This window comes from Vibrio thalassae, from assembly GCF_900089835.1.
Taxonomy (GTDB): Bacteria; Pseudomonadota; Gammaproteobacteria; order Enterobacterales; family Vibrionaceae; genus Vibrio; species Vibrio thalassae.
Genome location: NZ_OANU01000064.1, coordinates 98,420 through 116,732, shown reverse-complemented (window position 1 = coordinate 116,732; position 18,313 = coordinate 98,420). Strand labels below are relative to the sequence as shown.

The following is an 18,313-nucleotide window of genomic DNA, read 5'->3' as shown; positions in this document are numbered from 1 at the left end:
CACAAAATAAAGATGCGTCTCCCATCACACTTAAGACTATTGTAATACAAAACTACAAGATGATTATTTACTATAATCGTCAGTATGAATGATATAAGGCTGAAACATGACTATTGATACTCTTGTAGTACTCGCCTACTTCTTTTTCCTGATCGCTATCGGTTGGATGTTCCGTAAATTCACCACGTCGACCAGTGATTACTTTAGAGGTGGCGGTAAGATGTTATGGTGGATGGTAGGTGCTACCGCTTTCATGACACAGTTTTCAGCATGGACGTTTACAGGTGCCGCAGGACGGGCGTTCAACGACGGTTTCGTTGTTGTAATCCTATTCTTAGCCAATGCATTTGGCTACTTCATGAACTACCTCTACTTCGCACCAAAACTCCGTCAGTTACGAGTAGTAACGGCAATTGAAGCGATTCGTCAACGCTTCGGTAAAACTTCAGAGCAGTTCTTCACTTGGGCTGGTATGCCAGACAGCTTGATCTCAGCCGGTATTTGGTTGAACGGTCTGGCTATCTTCGTTGCTGCAGTATTCAACATCCCAATGGAAGCAACAATCGTTGTTACTGGTCTAGTACTGATGCTAATGGCAGTAACAGGCGGTTCATGGGCGGTCGTAGCGTCTGACTTCATGCAGATGTTGGTCATCATGGCTGTGACAATCACCTGTGCAGTTGCAGCGTACTTCCACGGTGGTGGTCTAGGAAATATCGTAGACAACTTCCACGGTGATTTCATGATGGGTAACAACCTTAACTACGTGAGCATCTTTATCCTTTGGGTAGTGTTCATCTTCGTTAAACAGTTCGGTGTTATGAACAACAGCATCAACGCTTACCGTTACCTACTTGCTAAAGACAGTGAGAACGCGCGTAAAGCGGCTGGTTTGGTCTGTATCCTAATGGTCGTTGGGCCACTAATTTGGTTCCTACCACCATGGTACGTAGCAGCATTCATGCCTGACTTTGCTGAGCAATATGGTTCTGTAGGCGGTGATGCGGCATACCTAGCATTTGTGCAGAACGTAATGCCAGCAGGTATGGTGGGTCTACTTATGTCAGCGATGTTCGCGGCGACTATGTCTTCAATGGACTCTGGTCTAAACCGTAACGCTGGTATCTTCGTGATGAACTTCTGCAGCCCTATTGTTCGCCCTCACGCGTCTCAAAAAGAGCTGGTTATCGTAAGTAAACTTACCACTATCATGATGGGCTTTATCATCATCGGTATTGGTTTATTCATTAACTCGTTACGTCACCTGAGCCTATTCGACATCGTATTAAATGTTGGAGCGCTTATCGGCTTCCCAATGCTTATCCCTGTGCTACTTGGTATGTGGATTCGCAGAACGCCAGATTGGGCGGGTTGGGCAACACTTATCGTCGGTGGCTTCGTTTCTTACATCTTCGGCATCTCACTACAAGCAGAAGACATCGAGCACCTGTTTGGTTTAGAGCAAGCGCTAACAGGTCGTGAGTGGGGAGATCTTAAAGTTGGACTTAGCTTAGCAGCACACGTTGTGTTCACTGGTGGCTTCTTCATCCTAACGACTAAATTCTACCGAGGACTATCGCCTGAGCGCGAGAAAGAAGTAGAACAGTTATTTACCAACTGGAATACCCCGATTGTTGCAGAAGGTGAAGAGCAGCAAAATCTAGATACTAAACAGCGTTCAATGCTAGGTAAACTTATCAGTGTGGCTGGTTTCGGTATCCTTGCTATGGCTCTAATTCCAAATGAACCAACAGGACGCCTATTGTTCCTACTATGCGGTTCAATGGTACTGACTGTGGGAATCCTATTGGTTAACGCATCTAAAGCTGGTTCAACGAAAAAAGCACAAATGGCGAGCTAATCGTAACACCGGAGCAAAAAGTCGCACGGAATCTTAAAGTGCCCCCCAATAGTTGGACACCAATTATTGGGGGGGGGGGTTCATCTCCTTCATACAGATCTCACACAAAGTCGGCTTCGGTGTAGTTCGCTGATACATTACCCAAAACTCAAGTTCAGTTTTGGTGACAACAATCCCACCAAGCAAAGGTAAAAATAGACCCAACGCGACTGGCAGTCAGCGGTCTGAACTTTGCGCAGACATAATCCATGGAACAAGACACCATAACCTTTGAGGCAACTTTACATTTTTAACCAGAAGATGATTATAACAATGTTATCTGAACCTAAACTGTGAGCGTTTGAATCCTTATACTCGCTGTCAATTATTGGTCCATATCTAGGTTATGCACCCAATCATCAAACCGTTGTAGCCAACCTTTGGCATCACTTCCTTCGCGGACATAGGCACCAAATCCATGACCACCTCGCTCAAATAATGTAAGTTCACTAGGAACAGATGCCGCCAATAACGCATGGTGAAGTTTAATACTATGTTCGGCGACCACGACCTCATCATCTTTAGCGTGCATGATAAACATCGGGGCTACATCGGAGGAAATGCGCTTATCAATAGACAGCAAGCTTACTTGCTGAGCATCGTGTAATGCATTCACAACATTCTCATAAGTTCCCAGATGAGTGAAATCAGAAGTCATCGATACCACTGGGTACATTAAGCAGGTGAAATCTGGTCGGCTTGAGCGTTTATCGGTACTCAACCATCCCGCTAAATGCCCTCCCGCAGAAAAGCCCATGACGCCCACCTTGGCCTTAGGTGCCAACTGGCGAACTACACTCAATGCTGCCCGAGCATCAACAATCGGTGTGAGCTCTTCCAAATCAGAGCCGTCATTGTTATTAGGTAACCGATAATTTAAACAAAACGCATGATACCCCATGGAGCTTAAGCCCTTTGCGACCTCTATACCCTCATTATCAATGGAGACAAACTGATAGCCGCCACCAGGAATAATTAGGATAGCGTGACCATTATCTTGTTGTGGCTGAAATTCAAGCAGCTCTGGATGGGAGATATTGGATATCAGCCGATGAGGATCACGCAGCGGTGGTTGCGCATCGTTCACTTCCATTAAAGCGCGCTCTGTCACTATGCCATCTTGCTCAAGGGGATGAAGGATCGCAGCTAAAGACAGCTCCGACAATGAATGAATCGCTCGCATCTAATTACTCTTTATAATTCTGTAAGTTAGTTGCCACAGTAAAACGCCGACTCCATGCCGACAAGCATTTCGTGTGTAAACAATGAGCCGCTTCTCACTACAAAAAAGCCGACAAAAATGTCGGCTGTGAAACACACTAGATCGATATATTAATCGATAAGTGAACGGACATATTCTGCCAGTTCAGGCACTTGGCAATTCGAAAAGAAGCATTCTTGGAACTGAGCACTGCCAACCGCTGTTTTCACGAGGTCCTGATCAATTGCCTGAAGTGCAGCCACGACATCTTTACAAACCGCAGCTTTTACTTCTGACAAAATAGCCGCGTTTTTCTGCTGCGGTTCTGCGCGTTCAATCGGGTAGCCTTCACCACGATTTCCGGTCAACGCTTTCTCAAAAATATAGCGTACATTAAGCTCTCCAGCCCAACCGAAACCTTTGGCAAACGCAAGAGAAATAGCATTACCGTTGTTGATTTGGTTAAACAAGAATGCATCTGATGGCTCTAAACAATAACCACAAATGACTCCAGGGTGTAAGTTACTTGCCATCATAGCGCCTTGACCTGTGCCGCAACCGGTGACAACAAAATCCACCGCTTTAGAGTTCAACAAAATGCTCGCCATAATACCAAGGTGAATATAGGTCAGGTGATGGTCGTTCTCATCCGTCATACCTACGTTAAATACGTCGTGACCTAACCCGCCCGCTACTGTGTTCAATTCAGCCGCAACCATTGCATTTTTTGGCGCTTGGCTGTTCTCCATCATCAGTGCAATTTTCATGTTTTTTCCCAACGGCCTTAGCCGTAAATTTCATAAAAGGTATTAAATGGATCATCGACCAACATCTGGTCATTCAGCAATTCAGGCATTGTGAGCTGCACGATGACGACCATCTCGAGTTAATCTAAAAATGGTCGATAAATTCGTTATTAACAGCGTCGCCTCAAGCAAAGCTCCGCCCATTGAGCCCACCATAATATTGTTGGTTAACCAGCACACTGCACCTACCAAAAAGCCGATTCGCATAGCGATGCCCTGAAGCATAAACAGCGAATAAGTGCCGATTGCCGTTCCTAAAATCGGCCAAAGCTGGGAAGCATCTTTTGCAACCAAAGCACCTAGGATGAGACTTAACGCAATGAAAATCAGCGCGACCACTTTGGATCGAGTGTAAATAGCCGCTGTTGTTCTCACCGCAGATAACGCAGAAGCTAACGCCGAAATTAACGAGCCTAACAATAAAAAGTGGATAAGGTGATTAACGTTTAGTGCTAGCATCAAAATTTTGAGCCGTTTGTCATTCTTTTGGTAAAAGGTAGCGATACCTAAACCATAACTGACAAACCCAAGAATTTGCCCAGCAATGTATGTGTCTATCACCTAATAATCTCCGACTAGCGTGCTAACCAACCACCATCGACAGCAATGGTATAGCCATTGATATAGTCGGATGCTTGTGACGCTAAGAATATGCACGGACCTTCAATATCTTCTGGCGTGCCCCAGCGGTTAGCAGGAATACGCTCTAGGATTTCTGCATTACGTTTTTCATCGGCGCGCAGCGCTGCTGTGTTGTTGGTTGCCATATAGCCGGGTGCAATCGCGTTAACGTTGATACCTTCTTTGGCCCACTCACTCGCCATTAAGCGCGTTACACCCATCACGCCACTTTTTGATGCAGTATATGATGGCACTCGAATACCACCTTGGAATGAAAGCATAGAGGCAACGTTGATGATCTTACCGCCCTCGCCTTGAGCAATGAACTGCTTAGCGACGGCTTGGGACATGAAGAATACCGACTTGATGTTGATGTTCATCACGTCATCCCAATCTTGCTCAGAGAAATCAATCGCGTCGTTACGACGAATAATCCCTGCGTTATTCACCAGAATATCGATACGACCTAACTCAGTCACCGCTCGGTCAACGATGTTCGGAATTTCATCAAGCTTCATCAAGTTAGCACGTATATCAATAAACTTTTGACCCGTGGCCTCAATAAGTTCAATGGTTTCTGTCGGCTCGACAATATTCACACCAACAATATCACAGCCCGCTTTAGCAAGACCTAATGCCATCCCTTGGCCCAAACCTGTATCACAACCAGTTACTACGGCAACTTTGCCGTCTAATTTGAATGAATCAAGAATCATTTTTTATTCCTTCATAGATGTATTCGAGGGCGAACTCTAGAAAGTTCTCACTGCTGTTAAATTAAACATACACAGAAAATGAATCGCACCAAAGTTATTTTTGAAATGATGTTTCATTTTTTATTTTTCTGTGATGACATTTTGTGATTCCGGCCTCACTATTCAGTTCTAATTTTTATGAAAAGCCTTTTTGAAATTACTGACATGATAAAGTTGCAGGGCTATAATCGCGCTTACAACAGCAAATCAAAGGAAGATAGATGGATAAGTCTACGCAACCAGAAGCCGTGTCTTCGGTACTCAAAGTGTTCAACATTCTGCAAGCTTTAGGTGAGCAAAAGGAAATCGGCGTCTCAGAGTTGTCGCAACGACTTATGATGTCAAAGGCAACCACTTACCGTTTTCTGCAAACGATGAAAACGCTCGGTTACGTTTCTCAAGAAGGGGAAGCGGATAAGTATGCACTTACTTTAAAGCTGTTTGAACTGGGCTCTAAGTCATTGGAGTATGTTGATCTTATCGATATTGCCGATAAAGAGATGCGTGCCATCAATAAAGAGACTAATGAAACCGTTCATTTGGGATCCATTGACGATGGTTCGATCATCTATCTTCACAAAATAGATTCTAGCTACCACCTACGTATGCACTCTCGCGTTGGCCGTCGCAATCCACTCTACAGCACAGCGATAGGTAAAGTGTTGCTTTCGCATCTTCCGGAATCTGAGGTTCGTACCATTCTTGATACGGTCGAGTTCATTAAACACACCTATAAAACTCACGAAAATACCGATCAATTACTCCAAGAACTGCACACCGTTCGCGAATGTCATTATGGTGAAGACAACGAAGAACAAGAACCGGGTCTGCGTTGCATCGCGGTACCCGTCTATGACCGATTCGGCCATGCCATTGCCGCTGTATCCGTATCTTTTCCTATCATTCGGTTCGACGAAGAGAAGAAAGCGGAGTACATCACGCTGTTACACAATGCAGGTAGAAATATTTCTGCGCAGCTAGGTTATCACCACTATCCGGTGTAATCATGTCACAGCTCGGGCTGAGTTTTTGGCCCGAGACTCTACTTGGTAACCAAGTGAGGTCAATTCTTGGGTCTATCCACGACGTGATAAATCTCTAGCCAAAATTAACGCTAACCTAAACATTGATAAAAACAAGGTGATGTTTTTGTAATACGCTATTTCTTCTTCCACATATTGCATTGCTTAAGTGAGAGATAAGTTCTCCAAATAAAGTTCGTCAATAACATTTCGCTACTTTCTCCAGAGTCAAAAAAGCCCAGCAAAAGCTGGGCCTAGCGCATTAAGTCAGAGTAAGCACTAACCTAAGTACTTATAGAATACCGTTGAAAGCGGCGGTAGACGTAACGACAACGATTGTGGCTGCGCTTCGCTTTCCATTTGTTTAGTCACTACGGTTTGCACTGCGCCAAACCCACTGCCCGCATAGATAGAGTCGTCGGTATTGAGCATCAGTTCATACTCACCTGCTAACGGCACACCCAAACGGAAGGCTTCGTGAGGAACAGGTGTAAAGTTACTGATCACTAACATACGTTCGCCAGTTTCACTGATGCGTTCATGAGCGAGAATACTCGCTTCTGCCGCATCTTGAAGGCGCCACTCAAAACCTTTAGGTTCTGAGTCAAGTTCATACAATGATTTCTCATTACGATACAGTTTGTTTAAGTCACGAGTGAGCGCTTGCACGCCTAAATGACGCTCAAAGTCTAACAAGAACCACTGTAACTGGTCATCGTGATTCCACTCACCGGTTTGACCAAACTCCGCCCCCATAAAGTTAAGCTTCTTGCCTGGTTGCGCATACATATAGCCTAAATACGCTCGTAAGTTGGCCGTTTGCTGCCACTCATCACCCGGCATTTTATTGTGAATGGAGTGCTTACCGTACACCACTTCATCGTGTGATAAAGAAAGAACATAGTTCTCACTATGGGCATAAACAAGCGGGAACGTGATGGTATCGTGATGGTATTTGCGGTTAATAGGATCTTCTTGAATATAAGAAAGGCTGTCGTGCATCCATCCCATATTCCATTTAAACCCAAAGCCTAAACCACCCATAAAGGTCGGAGCCGATACGCCTGGAAATGCGGTCGATTCTTCAGCAATGGTCATCGCATTCGGGAAGTGCTTGTAGACTTCTTCGTTCATCCACTTAAGGGTGGCAATAGCATCGTAGTTTTCGCGACCGCCATCGATGTTTGGAATCCATTGGTCGTGGCTACGTGAGTAGTCTAGGTACAACATCGACGCAACGGCATCAACGCGAATGCCATCAATATGGAACTGCTCAAACCAATAAAGCGCATTAGACACTAAAAAGCGACGAACATGTTCACGACCTAAATCGTAAATATAAGAATTCCAATCTTGGTGCCAGCCGCGACGCGGATCAGGGTCGTGGAATAGAGGCGTGCCATCGAAATTCGCCAAACCATGATCATCTGATGGGAAGTGCGCTGGTACCCAATCCAGAACAACACCTAAGCCTGCTTGGTGGCACTGATCTACGAAATACTTAAAGTCATCTGGGGAACCAAAGCGGCTCGTCGGTGCGAACAACCCGACTGGTTGATAGCCCCAAGAACCGTAGAATGGGTGTTCAGACACTGGCATTAGCTCAACATGGGTATAACCCATATCGGTCAAATAAGGGATAAGTTCAGCGGCCAGTTCACGATAAGTCAGAAAATCACCGTTGTCATTGTGCTTCCAAGAACCAACATGCAACTCATAAAATGACAGTGCTTCTTTGCGCTTTTCAGTGACAGGTCGAGATTGCCACTTTTCATCTTGCCACTCATAGCGATTATGGTTGTATGTTACGGATGAAAACGAAGGGTACTGTTCAGAGTAAAAGCCCCATGGGTCTGCTTTATGCGGTAAGCCTTCACCATTAGGTCCTTTCATCTCAAATTTATACTGTGCACCTTCTTGCAGGTTTGGAATAAAAATGCCCCAAATCCCATAATCCAGACGCTGCATTGGGTTGCGACGCCCATCCCATGCATTAAAATTGCCGACCAAACTTACTGCCGTGGCGTGTGGGGCGTAAACCAAAAAGCGGGTTCCTTCAATGTTCTCACCATCTCGCTCCAACGAGATAAACTGTGAGCCCATATGATGGTACATCTCTTTTGGCGTATGTAATTCATCGTATTCTGCGTACAAAGCGTGATATTGGTATGGGTCGTCTAGCATTTGCTCCGTTCCATTCCAATCTACCGCTAACTGATAGTGAGTAAATCGCAGATCCAAATCAGACTTTAGAACGAAACCTGACGCTTCGTCTCTCACCATCGGTAATCGTTCTCCAGATGCGAGTTCAACGGCTACTCCGTCAGCACCCGGCATCCATACTCTTAGTGCAACATCTTTTTCCTGTAGATACGGTCCTAAGAATGAAAATGGATCGGCAAACGATGCACTCGAGAGTCGATCGTACGCCTGTTTTAGTCTTTTAAGCCCTTTATTATTCAACGTTCATCTCCCTCGACCTTAAATAGCCCCATGATTATTTATTCGAAACCACTCATTGGTTTCACTGACGTTTGAGGCACTATAAAAAAGCCCGCAAAGCGCGGGCTACCAGCAAGGTTTCATTGTACTTGATTGCACCTATTCGGGAAGTGATTTAACCCTAATTTTCGGGTGCAATACGGTATTTTTACGCACTTCTTTACAATATAAATCCCAATAGTGACAAGCGATAAAAAGAAAAGCACGACTCCCAGAGATGACAGAACAAATCTCTGAAGAAGCCGTGCTTGATTAGCGATTTTGAGGCGGATTATTTGCTTGCGTTAGCGCGCACTTCCGTTAAACGTTTCGCGATACGATTAACCCCTTCTTGAGTAAAGATTTCCTCAAGGTTCATCGACAGTTTGCGACGCCAGTTCGGATACTCATTCACCGTTCCAGGAATGTTAACTGGCTTATCCATTTCTAACCAATCTTCAAGCTGGACACTCAATAGCGTTGATGCACCCGCAGCGACATGCAGTTGAAGTGCTTCGCTCAAGTAAGCATCCATCGGCACTAGGCTAGCATCACGACCAACACCTTCTGGTAGATAACCGTGCCATGCTACGCTATCAAGAATACCTTGTTTACATTCCAGACGGTCATCAAACAAGCCTTCAAGTTGCTCCTTATCGGGGTAAAGACCAATCTCGCTGCCCATTTTAAGATCGTCGCAGTGCCAGAAGCCACGTAATGTCGGCATGTCGTGCGTACATAGTGCTGACATTGACTGATCGGCGTAATGCGCTGGCGAAATGAAACCACCATCTTCTGCTGTTTCGAAGAAGAACACCTTGTACGAGTGGACGCCTGCTTCACGAAGGATTTCAACGATTTCATCTGGCACCGTACCCAAGTCTTCACCAATCACACTACATTGATGACGATGTGATTCAAGCGCTAAGATGGCTAGCATGTCTTCCACTGGATAGTAGATATAAGCACCTTTAGTGGCGTTTTCACCTTTTGGAATCCACCATAAACGCAACAGGCCTAGTACGTGGTCAATACGCAATGAACCGCAATGTTTCATGTTAGCGCGCAGTAACTTGATGTAGGCATCATAAGACGTCGCTTGCAATACTTGCGGGTTCAGTGGTGGTAGACCCCAGTTTTGACCTAGCGGACCGAGAATATCAGGTGGAGCACCAATGCTTGCATCCATCACAAGGTTGCCATTGTCTGCCCAAGTTTCAGAGCCAGAATCTGCAACGCCAACGGCCAAGTCACGATATAGACCTACAGCCATGCCTTTTTCTTCGGCAAGCGCTTGTGCTTCGTTGATTTGAACGTCAGCGATCCACTGTAAGTACATGTAAAGCTGAACTTTATCGCGGTTATCAGCAATAAATTTCTGAGTCGCGCCATTCTCAAAACGGCGATATTTCTCAGGGAATACAGGCCAACCCCAAACACTTGAATCTTCCGCGTGCAATTCGGCATGAATCGCGTCAAATGCCGCCTGATGTAGAAGGCTTTCGCCACCTTCTTCCACAAAATCTAAGAACAATCTTGCACGTTCAGACTGCTTATCTAAATGGCGAGATTTAAACTCTTCAAAAAGAAGAGGTAGCACGCTCATTTTCAGGTCAGCAACTTCAGTGTAGTTAACCCAGTGGGAATCACGTGCCTTCTGAAGGCGAGCTTGGAAGTCAGAGCTACCGACCATTTGCTGGGCATCAGCACTCAATGCGAATTCAGCGACAGAGCTCACATCGATATAAAGTATGTTCAACCAACGACGAGAAGACGGGCTGTAAGGGCTTGCTCCTTCTGGATTAGCTGGGAATAGCGAATGAATTGGGTTTAAACCAACAAAGTCACCACCACGAGCCGCGATGTCGGCCACCAACTGTTTTAGATCACCGAAGTCACCAATACCCCAGTTGTGCTGAGTGCGTAGCGTATAAAGCTGGACACTCGGGCCCCATAGCTTCTTGCCTTGGTCGATGGCACTCTGTTTGAAACAGGCACGTGGCGTGCGAATCAGTGTCATTTCGTAAGGAGCTTTGCGACGCTTACGCTCTAGGTAAAGCTTGTGGTAACCCCATGGTAGGTCAACAGGTAACGAAAATACTAAAGGGCCACCCTCAGCACGCTCATCACGAACGATCTGAGATTGAAGATAGCCTTCAAGTACCTCTCCCAGCTCGGTCTCTAAACGCCAGCTGAAATCGCTTTCACGAGCGCTAACACCTAAATGAAGTTCAACTTCAACCGCATCCTCGTCTTTAACCACAAGAACTGGTTCAATCACTTCTTTTTTATGTTTTTTCTCTGCTGATTTAAGCAAAGTTTCATCATTTGTGGTGTCATAGCCTAAAGACGCTAGCAGACGAAGAATCGTTTCATCTTCTACTTTCGCTGGACTGCCCCACGCACTTATGTAGCTGTCAGCTATTCTTGCCATCTCAGCAACTTGTTTTAATGCTGTTTGTTCTGTCATCGCTCTCTCCGAAGGACTTCTTTCACCTTCAAAACGGTAGGGTTAGTGTAATGTTGATTCGAGCTCAATCGGCTGCTCGAATGTCTATTTACGTCATTCCTGCTCATCACGTATTGGCATGGGCAGAAATCTACTCAAAGTATTCATTATCGCTGTTAGAAGATCCCTGCCTGCGCAAGGATGAAGCAATTAAAGCGACCAAGGCACTCTCTGAGCACCTTGGTCATCATGATTAACGAGAAACGGCTTCCAGTTTCCAAATGTTATTCACATAATCTCTGATGCTTCGGTCAGAACTGAACTTACCAACTAAAGCCGTGTTCAGAATCGCTTTCTTCGCCCAACCCGCTTGGTCACGGTATTGCGCATCCATCGCTTCGTGTGCTTCAACATAAGAAGCAAAGTCAGCCAGACATAGATACGGGTCACCACCGTCTAGTAAGCTGTCGTATGTAGCGCGCAATAGACCTGGTTTTCCTGGTGTAAATTCATCGCCTAACAACAGGTCCAAAGACGATTTTAATAGAGGGTCTGCGTTGTAGTAATCGTATGGGTTATAACCCGCCGCTTTCACTCGTTTTACACCATCAACGTCTAGCCCGAAGATGTAGATATTGTCATCACCAACTTCTTCACGAATCTCCACGTTCGCGCCATCCATCGTACCAATGGTCAACGCACCATTAAGCGCCATCTTCATGTTACCAGTACCAGATGCTTCCTTACCGGCCATAGAGATTTGTTGTGACACGTCTGCAGCAGGGATGATGATCTCCGCCATGCTCACACGATAATCAGGGATAAATACCACTTTCAGCTTGCCGCCAATACGTGGGTCGTTGTTTACTTTTTCTGCAATCTTGTTGATTGCAAAAATGATTTCTTTAGCTAGATGGTAACCTGGCGCTGCTTTCGCTGCGAAGAACACTACGCGAGGTACCATGTCGAAAGAAGGATCTTTCAATAGGCGATGGTAAAGCGCGAGAACGTGTAAAAGGTCAAGGTGTTGACGTTTGTACTCGTGTAGACGCTTAATTTGCACGTCGAAGATCGCGTTGGTATCTAACTCGATACCCATGTTGTCAGAAACCCAATCCGCCAGGCGCTGTTTATTTTGCTTCTTAACCGCCATGTATTCCTTTTGGAATTCCGCGTCGTCAGCAAACTGGGCAATACCTTCAAGCTGCTCAAGTTTCGCAGGCCACTCGTTACCGATCTTCTCAGTGATTAAAGCAGATAGCCCTGGGTTACAGAACTTCAACCAACGACGAGGAGTAATACCGTTAGTCACGTTATGCAGACGCGTTGGGTACATCGCATCGAACTCTGGGAATAGGTCTTTCTTAACCAATTGAGAGTGAAGTGCAGCTACACCGTTAACCGCGTATGAACCAATAACACATAGGTTCGCCATACGAACCATACGATGGAAGCCTTCTTGGATGATAGACAGTTTCGCTTGCTTCTCACCATCACCAGGCCACATTGCACGAACTTCTTGCAGGAAGCGGTGGTTGATTTCAAAGATGATTTCCATGTGACGCGGAAGTAGGCGCTGGATTAGCGACTCAGGCCATGTCTCTAGTGCTTCTGGAAGTAATGTGTGGTTTGTGTACGCAAATGTCTTTGAAGAAATCGCCCACGCATCATCCCAACTCATGCCTTTTTCATCCATTAGGATGCGCATAAGTTCAGGAATAGCGATCGTTGGGTGAGTATCGTTTAGCTGAATCGTTTCTTGCTTCGGTAGCGAAGCGAGCGTGTAACCTGCTGCTTCATGACGACGTAGAATATCGCGCACCGATGCTGCTGAGTGGAAATACTGCTGCATTAGCCGCAGAGTCTTACCTTTCTCATGGTTATCATTTGGATAAAGAACTTTAGTGATGTTACCCGCGTCAATGAGCGCGTGTTGGGCTTCAAAATAGTCGCCATTGTTAAAGCTTGCTAGGGAGAACGGAGCAATCGCCTTACATTCCCAAAGACGCAGAGGGTAGACCGTATTTGACTCATAACCAACGATAGGCAGATCCCAAGGCATCGCTTTTACCGTCATGCCCGGAACCCATTTACGAACTTCTTTGCCGTTCTCGCTCACTACTTCAACATGACCGTAGAAGCCGATTTCTTGCGCAAGTTCAGGACGCGCGACTTCCCAAGGATAACCTTCTACACCACTCCATGCGTCTGGTGCTTCTTGTTGACGGCCATCTTTGAATGATTGCTTAAATAGACCGTACTCATAGTGCAGACCATAGCCTACTGTTGGATATTCTTGAGCCGCACATGAATCCATGAAGCAGGCTGCTAGACGACCTAGACCACCATTGCCCAATGAAGGGTCACGCTCTTCTTCAAGAAGGTCTGTCAAGTTATGGCCTAGTTCTGCCATTGCTTCCGTGATTTGCTCATATAGGCCCATGCTGATCAGGTTGTTACCTGTTAGTCGGCCAATCAAGAATTCTAGAGATAGGTAGTTAACACTTTTCGCTTTTTTGATACGTTCGTCAGCTTCTGTAGCAAGAAGGTCGAAGGTAGTCAGCTCTGCTAACGCACGGCCCATCGCCAAATACCATTGACGCTCAGAAGCGGTCTCGATAGTCGTTGCATAGGTAGCAGATAGGTGCTTTTTAACACTGTCTTGGAAAGAAGCTTTATCAAATTGTTTTTGCTGAGTAGGTTTCATTAAGAAATCTCACTTTAAGTTTTTATCCATCTGTCCCATATCGTGCATGGTGACGTTTCCATAAACATCCTCCTAGTTCCGACTCCATGGAGGATGAGTGAGGAGGGCGTAGAGGGCGTACTCCCCTCCACTTAGTGATCGATATCCCATTCCGGTTAACCATTCTGTTTTTTCTGGTGATAACGATCACGCCACGCTCACTTTTCACTCTAAGCGTTAATTAAGAAACATTTACTATCCCGTCGTAGACTAAATACAAATTCTGCCGTTGAGATCACAAATAGCCTCGAAAAAAGCCGCAAATAACAAGGTTTTTTTGTATACATGACAGGCCAAACATTGGCTACACCCAACAACAAAAGTGATAATGATCACATTTATAAGGCGTAGTCGCTGTGAAAAAAGCTTAAAAATCAAAATATCGTCTTCGATCAATATGTGTAGTACTCAGAGTCTCATACCATCGAAGACACAGTAGAAAGCTATGGTGAATCGCTCCCTATTTCTAGACGGAGTAGAACATAATAAATTGGTAGGAAATATCGATGTGGATTCCTTCAAAACTGACTCGGCCGGGACGCTTACACAACGCAATAGTACGTCCGCGAGTATTGGACCTGCTAGCACAGGCTCCTTTTTATAAGCTTGTACTTTTTCGCTCACCTGCTGGCTATGGCAAAACGACAATGGCAGCACAGTGGCTATCTGATAAACCACATGTTGGTTGGTACAGCATCGACGAGAGTGACAACGACCCGTTCCGTTTCGTTAACTATCTGTTGCAGGCCATCAATAAAGCCACGAATAACACATGCCCAAATGCACAAACGCTGGCGGAACGCCGCCAATTTTCCTCACTGCACTCGCTATTTAGTGAAGTGTTTGCTGAGCTCACGGGTTATCACAACGAGTGCTATATCGTCCTCGATGATTATCACTTGATCAGTGACGAAGACATTCACGAGGCAATGCGCTTTTTCCTCAAGCACATGCCAGACAATGTCACTCTGGTCGTCACTAGTCGTGGTAACCCACCTTTAGGTACTGCTAACCTTCGAGTTCGTGACCTAATGATCGAGATCGGTAATGAGTTACTGGCTTTCGACACCGAAGAAACCACCCGATTCTTTAGCCAGCGTCTCGCCAGTGATATTGATAATGAAACGGCTGATTCCTTACGTATTTATGTGGAGGGTTGGCCTTCTGCGCTGCAGCTGTTTGCGCTCCAAGCACAGCACCAAAAACGCACGCTTGCGCAGTCAGTTGAAACCATCTCTCAGTTCAATCATGCACACTTGTGGGATTACCTCGTTGAAGAAGTGTTTGATCTTCTTGATAAAGACACGCGCAAGTTCTTGATGCAGTGCTCTGTGCTCGACCATTTCAATGACAGCTTGGTGATTGCACTGACTAATCGAGACGATGCACTAAGCATGATCGAATCCTTAAACCGATTCGGACTGTTTATCTACCCTCTTGAAGGAGAGAACAACTGGTTTAGATTCCATAATCTGTTTGCTGAATTTTTATCTCACGAGCGCAAAGCGCGTATTCCACAACAAGAGCATGAGTTACATTTAGCGGCAGCTGAAGCATGGCTAGAACAAAAGGTACCTCATCAAGCTCTGCGCCATGCTCAACTGGCTAACAATCGCGAGTTAGTGGCGAAAATATTAAACGAATTTGGTTGGAAAATGTTCAACCACGGAGAACTCTCAACACTTGAAGAGGCAATCGCACTCTTAACCGAAGACCAGCTTTATAGTCAGCCTAAGCTGTGCATGCTGCAAGCGTGGTTAGCACAAAGTCAACATCGCTATAACGACGTAGGTGAGTTGATTTCAAAAGCTGACCAAGAAATGGAAGCGCGCCACGTTGAGCGTTCCAAAAAACAGGAAGGGGAGTTTCATGCGTTGTTGGCTCAGGTTGCCATTAACCAAAATTCACCAGAACAAGCGCTTGAACTTGCTGAGCGAGCGTTGAGTGAACTTGACCATTCTGTCTACCGCAGCCGCATTGTCGCGACGTCTGTCGTCGGTGAAGTAAACCATGTTATTGGTCAACTTAGCCGCGCCCTCTCAATGATGCAACAAACAGAAAAACTTGCTCGCCAATACCATGTTTACCACCAAGCACTTTGGGCCCAACTTCAACAGAGCGAAATTTTAATTGCTCAGGGCTATGTGCAAGCCGCTTTTGAGGTTCAAGATAGTGCGCTTAAGCTGATTGAAGAACAGCAGCTTCATCAAGTCCCTTTGCATGAGTTTCTACTCCGTGTGCGTGCCCAAGTATTGTGGTGTTGGAACCGATTGGACGAAGCCGAAGAGTGTGCGTACAAAGGATTAGATGTGCTGGGTAACCACTCACCAAGCAAGCATCTTCATAGTTATTCTATGATCGCCCGCATCGCAATTGGTCGAGGAGAACTCGATAAAGCAGCGAAATTCATCGAACAGATTCAACACTTGATGAAGCAATCGACTTACCATGTCGACTGGACCGCTAATGCTTCGTTATCACTACTGCTTTATTGGCAGGCTCGTGACGATAGCGATGCTATCGAACAGTGGTTAGACACCGCCATTCGACCAAATAACGCGTGCAACCACTTTGAGCAACTTCAATGGCGAAATATTGCCCGTGCACAGATTAATTTAGGTCAGTTTGAGCAAGCTCAACAAACGCTGAACTATCTAAATGACAAAGCCGAAACTCATCAACTGGTTACCGATCGCAATCGAAACTTGATAGTAGAAGCGGTACTCAACGTTCATAACAGAAACGAAGAAAAAGCCAAAGCGCTGCTAAAAGAGGCATTGGTACTCACCAATCAAACGGGCATGATTGGAAACTTTCTGGTAGACGGTGCCACCATTGGCCATCTGCTTGAAAAGCTCGTCTCTAGATCTGAGCTAGGTGACTTAGAGCGTCATCGTGCCCAGTTGTTAATGAAAGACATCAATACCACGCAGCGCAGTCGTTCTGTTCACTTTAACGAAGAGTTTGTAGAAAAATTAATCAACCATCCAAATATTCCAGAGCTAGTGCGCACTAGCCCGCTTACTCAAAGAGAGTGGCAGGTGCTGGGTCTAATTTATTCCGGGTTTAGCAACGAGCAGATCGCGCAAGAACTGGATGTGGCAGGCACGACAATCAAGACCCATATCCGTAATTTGTATCAGAAGCTCAACATTACAAACCGCAAGGAAGCCATCAGTACCGCAGAGAATCTATTACAATTGATGGGCTACTAACCCATATTCGCTAAACGCAATACAAAGCCTGAGTTCGTATTATCGTCCTCAGGCTTTTTAATGCCACAAAATGAGCTTGTTGATGGACACCTTGCTAAAATCGGTAGGAATCACCGTGATCTAGGGCGTTGGCATAGGGGTCGATTTAAGCCCTTACTATCGCAACACTATGATCTTAGATGTCCAAGAAAGCTGTTTATTTCGTTTTGATCCGCACCAGCAGTTTTGGACACCGAGTTAAGTGAGTACAATCACTAACGAGGTGAACCATGACAAGCAAGAAAAAACGTATTATCCATTCTCCTGAATTTAAATCAGAAGCCCTGAAGCTAGCAGAGAAAGTGGGAGTAGCTGCGGCATCGAGGCAACTGTCGTTACACGAATCCCAGATCTATGGCTGGCGTAAGGCAGCTAAGAGCGACACCTGCACCAGTCAGCGGGAAAAAGATCTAGCCGCTGAAGTTGCCAAACTCAAAAGACAATTGGCTGAGCAAGCTGAAGAGCTAGATATAGTAAAAAAGGCCGCCACCTACTTCGCGAAAAACTTAAAGTAGATTGCTACGAATTTATGCTCGAACACCTGCTGTGCTTCAGTGTTGTCCGCATGGCTAAGGTGTTCGGCGTTTCACGAAGTGGGTTTTATTACTGGATTAAGCATCGCCACAAGGCCATCCAGCGCGAGGTAACTCGCCAAGAGCTTGATACGAAGGTCAAAGAGGCTTTTAACAATAGCAAAGGCCGTGATGGCTCAAGACGCATCCAGAAAGAGCTGGCTGAGAACGGTGATAACCGTAATGTTAAAACCATCGCCGCCAGTATGAAGCGGCAGGATTTAACGCCGAAAGCGGCACGTAAGTTTAAGTGTATGACGGACAGCAAACATAAAATGCCAGTGGCTCCGAACCTGCTAGCCCAGGATTTTAACGCTGAGGCTCCGAATCAAAAGTGGGCGGGAGACATGACCTATGTGGCAACAAGCGAAGGCTGGCTGTATTTAGCTGTAATTATTGATCTTTATTCAAGGCAAGTCGTCGGTTGGTCTATGGGTACCAGAATGACGGCAACTCTGGTTTGTGATGCGTTATCAATGGCCTTGTTCCGTCGTGGTTTCCCTGAA

11 protein-coding genes and 1 pseudogene are annotated in these 18,313 nt (G+C 45.7%); 5 read left to right on the top strand and 7 right to left on the bottom strand.

Features of this window, described 5'->3' with window-relative positions; genetic code table 11:
• Window positions 1-106: 106 nt before the first annotated feature.
• Complete coding sequence (locus tag VTH8203_RS16475; protein ID WP_096994647.1) at window positions 107-1,861, top strand: sodium:solute symporter family transporter; 1,755 nt, start codon at window positions 107-109, stop codon at window positions 1,859-1,861.
• A gap of 364 nt (window positions 1,862-2,225) precedes the next feature.
• Here VTH8203_RS16475 and VTH8203_RS16465 read toward each other — a convergent pair whose 3' ends face one another.
• From VTH8203_RS16465 to kduD, 4 genes are all read right to left on the bottom strand, one after another.
• Entirely contained in the window at window positions 2,226-3,083 is an 858-nt protein-coding gene (locus VTH8203_RS16465; RefSeq protein ID WP_096994646.1) for an alpha/beta hydrolase, read from the bottom strand.
• Window positions 3,084-3,232: 149 nt separating this feature from the next.
• A complete protein-coding gene (locus tag VTH8203_RS16460; RefSeq protein WP_096994645.1) occupies window positions 3,233-3,868 on the bottom strand; it encodes an RpiB/LacA/LacB family sugar-phosphate isomerase in 636 nt (211 codons plus the stop codon).
• Between the two features lie 81 nt (window positions 3,869-3,949).
• Window positions 3,950-4,468: a YgjV family protein gene (locus VTH8203_RS16455; protein WP_370739245.1), complete on the bottom strand. Its 519-nt coding sequence runs from the start codon at window positions 4,466-4,468 to the stop codon at window positions 3,950-3,952.
• A 14-nt stretch (window positions 4,469-4,482) separates the two neighbouring features.
• A complete protein-coding gene (gene kduD / locus VTH8203_RS16450; RefSeq protein WP_096994644.1) occupies window positions 4,483-5,244 on the bottom strand; it encodes a 2-dehydro-3-deoxy-D-gluconate 5-dehydrogenase KduD in 762 nt (253 codons plus the stop codon).
• 260 nt (window positions 5,245-5,504) lie between these two features.
• Between kduD and kdgR the strand changes: the two genes are divergently transcribed.
• Complete coding sequence (kdgR, locus tag VTH8203_RS16445) at window positions 5,505-6,287, top strand: DNA-binding transcriptional regulator KdgR (protein ID WP_096994643.1); 783 nt, start codon at window positions 5,505-5,507, stop codon at window positions 6,285-6,287.
• 297 nt (window positions 6,288-6,584) lie between these two features.
• On the opposite strand, the gene glgB is transcribed toward kdgR, so the two are convergent.
• Window positions 6,585-8,768, bottom strand: coding sequence for a 1,4-alpha-glucan branching protein GlgB (glgB, locus tag VTH8203_RS16440; protein WP_096994642.1), 2,184 nt, complete (start codon window positions 8,766-8,768; stop codon window positions 6,585-6,587).
• Window positions 8,769-9,078: 310 nt separating this feature from the next.
• The gene (gene malQ, locus VTH8203_RS16435) at window positions 9,079-11,256 is read right to left on the bottom strand and encodes a 4-alpha-glucanotransferase (RefSeq protein WP_096994641.1); all 2,178 of its coding nucleotides are present in this window, start codon (window positions 11,254-11,256) and stop codon (window positions 9,079-9,081) included.
• A gap of 50 nt (window positions 11,257-11,306) precedes the next feature.
• Between malQ and VTH8203_RS16430 the strand changes: the two genes are divergently transcribed.
• Entirely contained in the window at window positions 11,307-11,492 is a 186-nt protein-coding gene (locus VTH8203_RS16430; protein ID WP_096994640.1) for a hypothetical protein, read from the top strand.
• Here VTH8203_RS16430 and VTH8203_RS16425 read toward each other — a convergent pair.
• Complete coding sequence (locus tag VTH8203_RS16425) at window positions 11,489-13,942, bottom strand: glycogen/starch/alpha-glucan phosphorylase (protein WP_096994639.1); 2,454 nt, start codon at window positions 13,940-13,942, stop codon at window positions 11,489-11,491. The genes VTH8203_RS16430 and VTH8203_RS16425 overlap by 4 nt on opposite strands.
• 545 nt (window positions 13,943-14,487) lie before the next feature.
• Here VTH8203_RS16425 and malT point away from each other — a divergent pair.
• The gene (gene malT, locus VTH8203_RS16420) at window positions 14,488-17,196 is read left to right on the top strand and encodes an HTH-type transcriptional regulator MalT (protein ID WP_096994638.1); all 2,709 of its coding nucleotides are present in this window, start codon (window positions 14,488-14,490) and stop codon (window positions 17,194-17,196) included.
• A gap of 269 nt (window positions 17,197-17,465) precedes the next feature.
• Window positions 17,466-18,313 (top strand): annotated as a pseudogene (locus VTH8203_RS16415) (IS3 family transposase); the annotation flags it as partial.

Coding starts and splice junctions, on each gene's coding strand:
- VTH8203_RS16425 (WP_096994639.1), bottom strand. CDS start 13,942: ATGAAACCTACTCAGCAAAAACAATTTGATAAAGCTTCTTTCCAAGAC.
- malT (WP_096994638.1), top strand. CDS start 14,488: ATGTGGATTCCTTCAAAACTGACTCGGCCGGGACGCTTACACAACGCA.
- kdgR (WP_096994643.1), top strand. CDS start 5,505: ATGGATAAGTCTACGCAACCAGAAGCCGTGTCTTCGGTACTCAAAGTG.
- malQ (WP_096994641.1), bottom strand. CDS start 11,256: ATGACAGAACAAACAGCATTAAAACAAGTTGCTGAGATGGCAAGAATA.
- VTH8203_RS16475 (WP_096994647.1), top strand. CDS start 107: ATGACTATTGATACTCTTGTAGTACTCGCCTACTTCTTTTTCCTGATC.
- VTH8203_RS16430 (WP_096994640.1), top strand. CDS start 11,307: ATGTTGATTCGAGCTCAATCGGCTGCTCGAATGTCTATTTACGTCATT.
- kduD (WP_096994644.1), bottom strand. CDS start 5,244: ATGATTCTTGATTCATTCAAATTAGACGGCAAAGTTGCCGTAGTAACT.
- VTH8203_RS16465 (WP_096994646.1), bottom strand. CDS start 3,083: ATGCGAGCGATTCATTCATTGTCGGAGCTGTCTTTAGCTGCGATCCTT.
- VTH8203_RS16460 (WP_096994645.1), bottom strand. CDS start 3,868: ATGAAAATTGCACTGATGATGGAGAACAGCCAAGCGCCAAAAAATGCA.